The 13261-nt window shown below is 74.2% G+C and carries 1 protein-coding gene (cut by a window edge); it reads left to right on the forward strand.

Annotated elements, in window-relative coordinates; translation table 11 throughout:
• On the forward strand, positions 1-13261 hold part of the coding region annotated (locus A949_RS33435) for a lonely Cys domain-containing protein (protein WP_037706402.1) (this coding region is incomplete at both ends). Its footprint extends 27923 nt past the window's final position; 13261 of 41184 annotated nt are visible.

Here is a 13261-nt window from a genome sequence, read left to right on the forward strand (position 1 = left end):
CGATCTGGGTCTCGGGCCTGCAGGGCCTGGGCGCCGGCGGCCTCATCCAGCTGTTCAACAAGATCGGGAACATCCTCAAGAACACCTTCTCGAACTTCTTCAAGAACAACTTCGACGTCGATGTCTTCTTCAAGGTCGACAAGAACAACTTCCCCGGCCCGGGCAAGAACCAGTTCAACCCGCGCAACTACCTCGACAACCCGAACCTGAACAACCTGTTCAAGAGGCCCGACCCGATCACCAACACCCTCTGGCACGTCCCCGTCACCTTCCTCGCCCACGGAGCCGGCGAGGGCCTGGCCGGATTCCTCGTGGTCGGCGCGGTCTACGGCAAATGGGAGTTCCAGTGGAACGACTGGGTCGGCGGCGGCACCAGCGCCCTGGTCCACGGCGGCCTCCACACCGGACTCACCACCCCCGGCCACACACTCCACAACAAACTCTTCCCGAACGGAAACCTCTTCACCAACTACATCAACAACAGCTACACCACCGGCGGCCCGGGCGACGGAGGCGATCGGCCGAACGGCTCCGGGCCCGGGACCCCGCCGCCCCCTTACTCCGAGAACGACGTCTTCCCCGAGGCGAGGCCGGCCGTCAGCCCCGCGCCGCCCTACGCGAAGAACGACCCTCTCACCGGGCCGACGCCCACGCCGACCACCGGCACCAGCACGCCCTCTTCGCCGCCGCCCGCCTACTCGCCGAGGCCCCCCACCACCACCACCGACCTCGACTACGACTCGGGATACGAGTCCGACACCGGTTCCACCGATTCCGACATTCCTCGCTCGGCGCCGGTCGGCCCGAAGACGACCGGCCCGCTCGGGGCGCCCCTGAGCAGCCTCCCGCCGGTTTCGAGCCTCGCGCCGCCGGTGTCGAACCTCAGCCCGCCCCTCAGCAAGGGCTTCGGTACTGCGCCCGGGTACGGCGACAGCTACGGCGAGAACGACCTGCTCAACCTGTCGCCGGAGAGCGCGGACCTGGACGCGTCGGGATGGGACGCGGACAAGAACGTCTCCGGGCCGGGCGCGGGCCGCGGGCCGACCGGGCTTCCGGGATCCGGGAACGCGCCCGGCCGGTTCGGCAATCCCGGCGATTCCGATGTCAACACGCTGCTGGACGAGGAGAACCTCGCCCCCGGAGAGCAGGGGCCCGTCGGTGCGCCGCCCACCATGGGATCGACCCCTCCGGTCTCCCAGTCGCCCGGCGGCCAGCAGTCCCCCGACCAGCACACCGGGGGCCGGTCGGGCAGTGGCCAGCAGGGCGGGAACCAGCAGTCGGGCAACCAGGGCACGCGCAGGCCCGACGTCCAGGACGGCTCCGAGACCGGCGACCCCGACCTGGACCAGCCGGACGCCGGACAGCAGTCCGACGCGGACCCCCAGTCGACCCCGGAGACGCAGCCGGACGCCGACCCGGGCAGTGAACCGACCCCGGGCCGAACCCCCGATTCGGGCTCCCCGCAGGATGACGCACAGCAGAATCCCGCACCCCCCGCGGCCGTGCCCACTCAGACCGCCACCGGAGGCCCGGGGACGGCCGGCGGCCGCTCCACCGCCGACCAGGTGCCACGCGTCGACCGCTCCGACGCCCAGCGCCGCTGGATCGCGGAGCAGCTGGCGGACGCGGATGTCGTCGGCAGCCCCGCACCGCTCCCCTCCGACGCGATGATCAGCCTCGCCCAACTGGAGGAAGCGGGCTTCACCCCGGGCCCCGTCCAGCGCACCGCCGCCGAGATGAACAACGGTCTGCTGACCGTGGGCGACAGCCGGCTCACCCCGCTGGAGCTGACGCAGTTCCTCATGGTGCGGGACGCATCCTGGACGCCCGGACTCGACACGGTCGCGGCCAAGGCCTCCGAACGGATCTGGCAGTCGGCGTACGAGGACTTCGCGGCAGCCGCCGCCGAGAGCGCCGTCTCCGACGACGCCGCGGCCGAACACGCCGCCCGCGCCTGGGAGTCCGCGCTCACACTGGTGCTGCCGCCCGGCCCGCATCCGGCGTCGGCCGACTCCCGGTACGCGGGCGCCGAATTCCGGGGCGCGGTACGGAAGGTCGCCGAGCACCTGCTGGCCGCGGGGCCGGACGCGGACTCCGCGGTGGCGCTCGCCGACGAGGCCCGCGACGAACTGGGACTGCCGCCCGCGGACCGCGTGGCCACCACGTCCGGGGGCCCCGACCGAACGGACCCGGCCGTCCCGCCGCCGTCCCCGGCCAAGGTCGTCACCACCTCCGGGCCGCTGGCCGAGGACGACGGCTCCGCCACGCCGCTCACCGACCGCGAGGCCCGCGAATCCGCTGCCACCGCACCCGCCGGCCCGCCGACCGCCGCGGACAAGGGCAAGGGAACGCTGGTCAGCGCGGACCCGATCCCGGCACCGAGCACACCGGAGGTGTCCCGGCGGGAGACGCAGATCGCCCTCGCCCGGGCGGACTTCGACGCCGCGCGCGCCGACTTCGCCGCGGCCCTGGACAGCATCGAGCAGATCGGCGCGCGTGTGGAGTCCGGCGTCGGAGGCAGCACCGACACCGACGCAGCGCTCGCGGCGGCCCGGGTCGGTGCCGACCGTGCCTACGGGAAGTGGGAGAGCGCGGCGGAGCGGCTGCGCGAGCTGGGTGTCGATCCGACGGCCTGGGACGAGAGCGAGGATCTCTCGGCGGTGCCGCACCTCGCGCACGACGCCGCCGAACGGCGCTGGATCGCCTCGCGGGTGACGGCCGCGGACCTCCCGGCCGACCTGGCGGATCTGGCGGATGCCGATCCCGCAGCACACGACGCCGTCACCGCCGACGAGTTGCGGAAGGCGGATGTCCCGCCGCCCGGCGCCGTGCCCACGAGCCGGCTGCCGCTGGCCGCGCTGGCGCCGGTGGACCGGGTCCGGGTGCTGATGGTCCGGTCCGGGCCATGGTCCGGGGTGCTCGACGAGACGGCGGCGAACATGGCCCGCCGCACCTGGCAGGAGGCGTACGCGGACTTCGCGCGGACGAACGCCGAACTGGCCGGCGGCACCAAGCAGACCGGCTCCGACGCCCTGCGCCAGGCGTGGGACACCGCCATGGGCCTGGTCCTGCCGCTGGAACTGCACCCGGTCGAGGCGCTGTCCTGGTATGCGGCCGGCCGGTACGTGCGTGCCGTCCGGGAGGTCGCCGACCTGCTGGCGGAGGACGTTCCCCGCGAGACCGCCCGCACCCTCGCCGACCGCAACCGGCGCCATCTCGGTCTGCGCCCCCGCGGACGCGGTGGTGCCCCCACTCCGACGGCCCGGCCGGGCGTCCCGTCCCTCCCGCCCGCTCTCACCGATCTGGCGGCGCGGCTGCCCGGGATGTCCGCGCAGGAGCGGACCGAGGCGCTGGCGCTCCTCCCGGACACCGAGCTGGACAGGCTGGCCGGGGACCGGAAGCTGATCCGGGCTCTGCTGGACGGCCTGTCGCGGAAGGATTTCGGGGCCACGGCGGCACAGTTGATGGTGCGCGTACCGGAGGGCGTGCACGAGCCCGAGGCCGCCCGGAGCGCGGCCCAGGACGTGCTCGCCCATATGCTGCGGGACCCGAACAACTGGTCCCGCCAGGGGTCCGAGGCGCCCGCGTCCGACGATCCGGCAGACGTCCTGCTGCGGGGCCCCAACGCCACGATGCGGATGCTGCTCACGGGCTTCCGCGCGGTGGTGATACCCAGGGACAGGCCCCTCACGGACTTCGCTCCGTTCACCGAACTGCGCGGAACCGCCGCGGCCCACGGGGGAGCGTGGGAGGAGAGCCGGGGCGGTTTCTGGAACGGCCACGCGGGGTTCGCCGAGGAGAACCTGCTGGGCGAGGAGACCAGCCTCTCCCGCAAGACCCACTCGGCCGACGGCTACTCCGACGCGTCCCACGAGTTCGCGCACGCCCTCCATATGACGGCGCTGCCCATGCCGGTGGTGGACCACATCAGGTCCGTCTACCAAGCGAAGATCGAGCAGGAGCGGATCAACGAGTGGGCGCTCAACTGGGGACAGGACGACGAGTTCGAGCCGGTGCACTGGCCCGACGGTCCCTACCAGGACCCTCGCGGGCGCCGTCCGGGGACGAACTACTCCTCGCACGACGAATACGAGTACTTCGCCCAGCTCTCCAACGCCTACCTGGGCACCAACACCGGGACCGACCCGTACACCGGCCAGCCGCACAACAACGGCGCCCAGTGGGTGCGCGACAACGACCCGGCGCTGCTTCCGCTGCTGGAACGGCTCTACGGCCCCGTCTCGGAGCAAGGCGGCCTCAAGGCGAATCCGTACGCCGAAGTGCAGGCCAGGAAGGCCGCAGCGGTCGCGGACGACGGCGCGCGGACCGGGACGACGTCCTCGCGGCCGGAGGCGGCGGCCACCACCGCCGGTGAGACGGACGCGCCGCCGGTGCTTCCGGAGGACCAGGGCCAGGACACCACCGCGGATGAGACGGTCGTGGCATCGGTGCTTCCGCTGGACCCGGGCACCTCCGCCGAGGAGACCGCCCCGGCCCCCGAGCCCCCCGCGGACGAGGGCACCACCACCGACGGGACCACGGACCCGTGGCGGCCCGGGAACGACGAGACGTGGGCCGCCTTCCGGGGACTGTGGGACGACGGCGCAGCCGAGGACAGCACGCTCACCACCCGCCCGCTGGGCACCCCGCTGCCCGTCCCGCAGGACGGCGAGAGCATGCTCTCCGCCGTCCTGGCGAGCGACCCGGCGCTGCTGCGCGACCGGCTCCCCGGACTGGCCGAACGTGCTCCCGAGGCGCACGCCTGGCTGGCGGACCCGGCCCGGGTCCGCCGCGATCTGGCCGGCCCCTCCGAGGCGCTGCCGGACACTCCCCACGCCGCCGTGCTCACCGCCGTGCGGGGGCTGGTCGCGGACCGGCTGCAGGCGGACCGCGGCCGGGGTGCCACCGAGGCACTGTGGCAGTACCGCCTCAGCAACCTGGGCGACGACTCCTTCGCGGCCCGCGTCGCCGGGATGGACCTGGCCGAACTCGTCACCCGGCTGGCCGACCTGGGCGTCCCGCTCCCGGACCAGACCGCCTTCGAGACCGAGGAGGGGCTGCGCGGAGAACTCTCCGACCTCCTGCTCCGCCACGAGCCGCTGGACGACCGGGAACTGACCGCGCTCACCGCCGCCGTCCTGGACTGGACGGACCACTGGAACTCCGCCGAGGGCGAGGCGTTCCTGCCGCTGCTGGCGCATGTCCTCGGCGTGCGCATCGAGATCTTCCGGGCCGACCGGTACGGCGAGGGGGCCGGCCCTCTCGACTTCCGGCGCCACCAGGCCGTCGGCCCGGCCGACGCGCCCCGCACCGTCGAGCTGTTCCACACCACCTCCTACGCCCGGCAGTCCGTCACCGAGAACGGCGAGACCACCACCCGATGGGTGCCGACGAGCGACCAGCGCTACGCGGGCAGCACCGCCGTCGAACCGGTCACCGACACTCCGCCCGAGAGCGCACCCACGCCGACGCGGGCGGCGCAGGACCCGCGGTTGGCACCGGTTCCGGAACCGGCCCCCGCGCGCACCTGGAGCGACCTGCGGGAGCTGGCGGACGAGGTGATCGCCCGCGGCCCGGTGGCGATCTCCGCACTGGGCCCCTGCGCCGGACTCGTGCGGCGGCTGACCGACCGGCTGTTCCCCGGCGGCGGGGTACGGCCCGGAGTGGCGCTCGACGACCTGACGAGCAGTCGCAGCGCGACCGAGTACGCGCTGGCGCCGGGCCCCGGCTGGGCGTCGGTGCGCTCCTGGGACGTGGTCGCCGACGCGCTGCGCGGCTCCGCACCGGGCACCCTCGCCGTCGTCCTCGCCGGCAACCAGGGCGGCCTGCCCGGCCACGCCTGGACGGCCTACCGGCTCCCGGACACCGACGTACGCGGCGTGGCCTGGGTGAACCTGACGCCCGGCCATGAGAGGCAGCCGGTCTCGGACGGGCCGCCGGCCCTCGTACCGCTGGACGCGCGGGCCGTACTCGTCGACCCGTCCGGGCGGGTGCGGCCGAACGCGCTGCCGCTGTCACCCGGCAGCACACCCTCCGCCGACGCCTGGCAGGCCCTGGTCGACGCGCCCGTCAACCGCGAGTACGCGGGGGAGGGCCGCAGCGGGCTCGCCGCCGACCCGAGGAACTCGGCCACCACCCTTCCGCCGCAGCCCGCACCGGCCTCCGCGGCCCGCCCGGTGCTCACCCGGCCGGTGGCGGAGGTCGGTGACCGGCCGGGAGTCTCCCGTCCTGTGGACACCGCCGCCGGGGCGTCGGCCTCCGGCGGGCCGGAGGACGCGACCCGGAACGTGCCGGGGGACGCGATCCGCTCCTCGTGGCCGCACTCCGGGCGTCCCGGGCCGGTGCCGTCCTCGCCCGTCGTCTCCACGTCCGGCAGTTCGGACATGTCGATGGACAGTTCCGAGGACGAGCAGGGCGAACTCCTCCCCGAGCCGCAGTACCGTGCGGTGCAGGGGCTGCTGGCCGCGCTCGATCCGGCCGCGGCCGCCCGCGAGGGCGCGCTGGACGCGCTGCTGGACCGGCTGGACGGCCTGCGCGGGCAGCACCCGGAGCTGGCGCGCGGCCGGTTCGACCTGACGAGGCTGACCCGGAGTGTGCTGCATCTCGATCCGGGCGAGCAGCTGACCGACGCGACCGTCACCGAACTGCTGCGGGTGGCCCTCCAGCGCCCGCGGGCGGCGAGCCTCGCGGAGCTTTCGGCCTACCACCTGGCCACCCACGGGGAGGGACTCTTCGCCGACCGGTACCGGCTGCCGACGGGCGCGCAGGGCCGTCCGGCGGGCTGGAACTGGAGCGCGGACGGCATACCCGGCGACGCCGATCTCGCGGTGGCGGCACAGGTCGTCGAGCGCGAGGACGGCACGCGTGCCGAGAAGCTGATCGACACCCCCTGGGGGGCCGCGTACCTCTACTCGGCGTCCAGCGGCCCGTCCTGGATCTCGTTGCCCGGCTTTGGCGGGCGGCTGCGACGGGTGCCGTTCGAGGTGTTCACCGAACTGCCCGCGTTCGACCCGGACACCGCGCGGGTCCCGCAGGGCACCGATCTCCTGCTGGCGATGCCCCAGGTCAGCTCCCGGGGCATCCACCTCGCCGACGGACTGGTGTCCCGGTACGGCATGAACGTGCTCTCCAGCAGCGGGCGGCTGGAGTGGACGCGGACGGCGGAGGACCCGGACCGCTCCGTGCTGGCGATCACCGCCCGGGAGCGGCAGGAGCCCCTGGGCGGCTGGCTGCGCCGCGACCCGGACACGGTGCGCGCCGTCGCCGCCCGCGGCCTGGGCGACGCGGCCCACTGGAGCCGACGGGTGTCCTACTGGCCCCTCGTCGGGGACGACAACCGCCTCATCGGCTACGCCTCGATGGACTTCGCCGAGGAGAACGACGGGGGCTGGGACACCACCTCGTTCTACTCCCGGTTCACCGCCGGCACCCCGGTCGAGAAGTACGTCATCCGCTACGCCGACGCCGACCGGCTGGAAGCGCGCACCGTGCCCTGGGTCGCACAGGCCCTGCCCTCTCCGGTCTTCGGAGTCGCCCACGGACTGGCGGGCACCACCGCCTGGCACACGCCGCGGGGGACGCGGACCACCTCCGGTCCCGAGACCGGCCGGCTGGTCGCCGGGCTGGTGGCGCTGACCGGTCTGCCCGACAGCCACCCCTTCGTGATGGACCACTGCTACGGCATGATGCCGCGGCAGCCCGGCACCCTCGGAGAGGAGGGCGCCTCCGTCCACGACACGGATCCGGGGGGCGCCGACCCGCTGTTCGACCGGTCCGAGGCGGACCACGTGGCGGACGCGCTCGGTAGGACGGTGCTCTCGCACCGCCACCTGTCCACCGTCGGCGTCACCAACGTGCCGCTGCCCGGCATCGGTGCCGACGAGGGCGTGTTCGAGGTGCAACTGGACCCGCGGTCCCAGGAGCTGCCCCCGGAGCACGTGTACCCCGTCGCGCAGCCCAGCCCCCGGGGCGAAGCGCTGGACGCGCTCGCCCGGGGCATGGGCCTGCACCAGGGCACCGGGCCGGCGTCCGCCGAGGTCCGGAGCCAGACCCTGGGGCTGGTGCGGGTGCTGCGCGCGGCCTTCCAGCCCTTCAAGGACCGCAACGGGAACTACCGTTCCGTGGATGCGCACGCGCTGTCCCTGCGGGATCCCGACGACCCGCGGGGACGACTGAGCCGGGTGCTGGTGCAGGGCATCGGCGCATTGGAGCTGATGCGCCGTCAGGACGTCCGGCTGGGCCGCTCCGGAGCCCCGCTGTTCACCACGAACCTGCTGGAACTGCTGGGGGAGAAGCACCGGGACCAGACCGGGGAGACCGGTCCGCCGGCCGGACTGTCGCAGGCGGACCGCCGGCAGTCGCTCGCCGTGCTGCTGGAGAACGCGATCGCCGCGCGGGCCGAGCAGCCGGAGCGCGGGCTGACCCAGTGGATCGCGCTGCCGGAGGTGACCGCGGCGCTGGGGGCACTGCGGCAGGCGAACGACCCGCAGGCGCTGGCGCGGGACGCGCTGGGCCTTCCGGAGGGCGCTCCGCTGCGGGCGCCGGAGGCGTCGCGGCTGCTGTGGGCGGAGGTCAAGGCCGCGCGGATCGTCGGCTGGGATGCCGATGCGACGGCCAAGGGAGAGTTCGCCGCCGCGGTCCTGCGCCTGGACCGGGCCGACCCCGCACGGTTCCCGGAGGCACACCTCGCCGCCGTCCGGGCGATCGCCGCCGGCCGCGACCCGGACGACCTGGCCGCGCTGGCCTCCTTCGACCTGGAGCGGGAGGGAGTGCTGTCCTCGGAGGCGCTGCTGACCGACGTCGCGGACGAGGCCTGGGCCCGGGACTTCACCGGGGAGTTCGGGGACGGGAACTTCGACCACACGGTCATCACCCCGATGAGGCAGCAGCCGGACGGCTCGTTCCGACCGGAACGTCCCGTCCCCGCGCCCTGGCACGACGAGGACGAGCCGGACGGCCCGATTCCGTTCGTGTACCACGCGCGGGAGGGCTACGCGCCGACGGGCGCGTTCGCCGATCTCGCCTCCCGCGATCCGCTGCTGCGCGGGCCGAACGCACCCGAGCTGGGCATCCTGGCGGTCGGCCGGGCCATGCCGGACAGCGACGACCTCGAAGTGGACAGCCTGCCGGCGCAGGTCGCCCTCCACACGTCCAAGGACTGGTACGCCAGCACGCACCCCGTGGCGCTGCACCGGGACGGGGACGGCCGCGTCACCCTCGCCGTGTACTTCGACCAGGACGACGCCACGGATCCGCAGGACGTCTGGGGGTACGTCCCGTACCTGGACGTACGGGAGCAGCTCGCGGACACCTCCGGCGCGTCCCCGGCCTCCGCCGCCGCGCTCATCGACTCGGCGCCCCCGCACGCGTCCCGCCCCGGCCCGTCCGCCGTCACCTGGCCGCAGCCGACAGCGGCCGGACGGCCGGACGCCTCGCCGCCGCGCAAGCGGGCCCGGTTCGCCGAGGGGGATCCCGAGTCCGGCACGAGCCCGGAGTCCAGCTCCGAGTCGAGCAGCCTGAGCTCCGACTCCAGCACGGAGTCCGACTCCGAGTACAGCAGCTCCAGTTCCAGTTCCAGCTCCAGCTCCAGTTCGAGTTCCAGCTCCAGTTCGAGCTCCGAGTCGGAGTCCAGCGGCGACTCGGGCTACTCCTCCGGCTCCACGACCGGTTCCGAGGCCGCCTCCGAGACGAGCAGCAGCTCCAGCTCCGGAAGCGAGTCCGGGACCGAGTCCGACTCGGGCCTCGGCTCCGACGCGGAGGCGGGCTACGAGTCCGACCTCGACTCCGAGACGGACGAGGAGCCCATGCCGGGCCCGGCAGCCACGGCGCCGTCGGGGCCCGCGCCGCGGTCCGCCGCCGGGCCCGCGGCGTCGTCCGCTCCCGGCACCGTCACGTCCTCGGCCGCGGCACCGCGCACTGCTCCGCGGCGCGTGCTCACCCAGCCGGTCGGCGACCCGACGTCCCCGTTCCGGCCCTCGTCGGCCGTGCCGTCCCTGGCCGACGCGTCGCAGAACGCACCGGTGCGCTCGCCGTACGCGCGCCGGCAGGCGCCGCAGACGAGCATGCCGCAGGGCGGAATCGGGACCGCGCCCACGGGGCTGTCCGGCGGGCCGGGCGGGCGCGGGGGCTCCCGGATCCCCACGGCGATCCCGGCTCCTGCGGACCCCTACGACCGGATCCTCCGGACTCTCCACGGCCCCCGGTTCGCTGACCGCCCCCGCACCGCGGAGCGGTCGGCCCTGGCCCGGCTGGACACGCTGCGGAAGAAGCACCTGTCGCTGCAGGGCGGCTCGCTCGCCCTCGATCCGCTGGCCCGGCAGGTGCTGCTGCTGGACCCGGAGCAGCCGGTGACGCCGGAGCACCGGCGGGAGCTGCTGGCCGTGGCGATGGACGCGCGCGCGGAGCGGGTGGCGAACCTGGCGGGTCTGTCCGCGGTGCGGCTGGTGCGCCAGGGCGTGCTGCACGACCGGTTCCGGCGTCGAGGTCCCGAAGGGGACTGGCGGGGCTGGGACTGGAACAGGCCGCGTGTGCCGCTCGGTGCCGACGTGACCAGGTCGGCGCTGGAGGTGGTCGACCCCGCCGACGGTACGGTGCGCTTCGCCGACGACGGCTCCGCGCCGTGGAGCAGCGGGCCCGACCCGTATCTGCTGACCGCGGAGTCCGACCGGACGGGGATCCGGGTGCGGGGTCAGGAGGGCTTCTCGCAGCGGGTGCCCCCCGAGGTGTTCTTCGAGCTGATGGGGTTCGATGCCGAGCTGGACCGGGCGGCTCGGGACGTTCCCGTTCTGCTGGCGATGTCCGAGGCCAGCGCCTGGAACATGCATCTTCAGGACGCGCTCGCGGACCGCCACGACCGCGATGTCTGGGCCCCCAACGGCGTCGGCCGGTGGGTTCCGTCGACCGACGATTCGGACCGGCACGTGTTCGTGCTGTCGGTCCGGGAACATGTCGGGCTGCATGCGCAGTGGCTGCTCCGGCACCCCTCCGAGGTCCGGGCCGGTGCCAGGCTGCCGCACGGCGGTGCGGTCGACTGGGCCCGGCCGGAGATCGCCTATCCCCTGGCGGGCTCGGACCACCGGCTGAACGCGTTCATCTCCATGGACCTCCCCGCCGAGCCGGACCAGGGCTACCTCCGCAGCGCCCTGGCACGCCTGCTGGACAACACCACGTCGTGGGTCACCCTGCGCACGGGCCGATTCGGTCTGCACGTCCCGCACCGGCTGCCCTGGCTCGAGGGCGGACGGCCCCGTCCTGTCTTCGTGAACTACCACGGAGGCGCGGGATCGAGTTCCTGGTTCACCCCGGACGGGATGGAAGAGGTCGACGCTCCGGAGACAGGCCGCCGGGTGGCGCGTCTGGTCTCGCTGTTCGGCCTGTCGCGCAGGCATCCGCTGGCCCTGCTCTCCTGCTTCGGCGCGATGCCCGGGGGAACGGACCGCAGCCTGCCCAACCCTGCGGTGCACACCGGCCGTTCGCGTCCGGCCGACCCGCTGCGGAGGCCTGCCGGGGCCGACCCGCTCTCCGAACCGGCCGCCGGGCAGTACGTGGCGAACGAGGCCGACCGCGAGGTCTGGGCCTCCAACTACACGCTCGCCATGAACTTCGCCCAGGGCCTCATCCCCCCGAACCATCCTGACGAGATGGTCATCAGCCTGATGACGGACGAGCGGAGTCCCGGCGCGGAGTGGGCACGCTTCCTGCCGGAGCCGAAGGGCCGGGCCCTGGACCGCATCGCGGACTGGGCGCATCTGTACGACGGACGTGGGCGGGCGCCGGACGAGGTGCGGGAGCAGGCGCTGCGGCTGGTGCGGGCGCTGCGGTTGGTCTTCGGCGCGGACGTGGCGAGCCGCAAGGACTACCGCAAGCTGGTCAGCGGCATCGGTTCGCTGGAGATGCGCCGGACGGCCGACCCGGCTCTGGAAGAACATCCCGGGGCACGGCTGTTCAGCATGGAGCTGTTCGACGCGCTGGTCCGGAAGTACGCGGGCGTCGGCCCGGGTGAACCGGGGGCCACCGTCGGCGATTACGACCGTCTGCTGAAGGCGGCGGCGAACCAGGGAGGCAGGGGGCGGCGGCTCCCGTTGACCCGTTGGCTGGCGCTGCCCGATCTGACCGGCGCGCTGGCGGACCTGGCGGCCGCTCCGGATCCGGAAGGACGGGTCAGGGAACTGCTGGACCTGCCCGACGACGGCGAGCCGGTCGACGAGGCCGACTGGTCGCGGACCGCGTGGGCGCAGGCCAGGGCCGCCGAGTTCCTCCGCACGATCCAGGACGAGGGTGAGTTCGCCGAGCAGGTGCTGCGGCTGCCCGGCCCGGCCCCGAGCCGATTCGGTGAGGCCGGGCTGGTGGTGCGTGACGCGCTGATCGCCGGTCGCGACCCCTGGAACATGGACGACCTGATCGCCTTCCGCCGGGAGTGGAAGGGCGAGCTGTCCTCGTTCACGCTGAACACCGACGAGAACGGAACCCCGTGGGGCAGGTCCTTCGGCCTGCCGGCCCAAAGCGCCGACCCCGTGGACCTGAGCACCGTCACACTGCTGTCCCTGGGAGCCGACGGCAGGACGCTGGAGGTCCACGACACCGAACCCGCACCCTGGGCGTCCGCTGACGACAGTCCCCCCTTCGTCTACGACCTCGCCGACGACGAGCCGGTGGACGAGGTACTCGGCTCACTCGCCTACCACGACCCGGTAGTGCGCGTGCGGCTGCCCAACGCGCCGCTCGTCGTGACGAGTCAGCAGCCGCCGCTGAACGGATTCCACCCCGCGGACGGCGGCCTGGGGATCCTGTCCCGCAACACCGGCAAGTGGACCTGGGGCTCGGACTTCCCCACCGGGGTGTGGACCGACCCGGTCACCGGTGTCCGCACTCTCGCGGTGTATCCCGACGCGAGCGGACAGCCCGCGCCCCGGGGCTCCTGGCAGGTGGCCCACCCCGAGGACGCGGACTCGCCGCCGCTCACCCCCAACGGGACCGCGACACCCGCCAGCACACCGGGCGGCTCGCCCACCCGCAGCGCCTCCCCGGACCCGGGACCCGCGCCGCTGATGCCCGCCTCCGGCGGGGCGACCTCCAGGACGGCCCTGCCCCCGGCCGACCCCGGCGCGCCGACACCCCGCCCGAGGGTGTTCGCACGCCCGGTGGACGACGCGACCGACGGCGGGACGTTCGACACGGCGACGCTCACCTCTCTCCGGGAGCTGGCCCACGCGCCGTCGCCCGACTCCGGGCCGGCCTCGCAGTCCGGCGTTCCGCGCGCGCC

Source organism: Streptomyces sp. AA1529, assembly GCF_000280905.1.
In the GTDB taxonomy this organism is placed as follows: domain Bacteria; phylum Actinomycetota; class Actinomycetes; order Streptomycetales; family Streptomycetaceae; genus Streptomyces.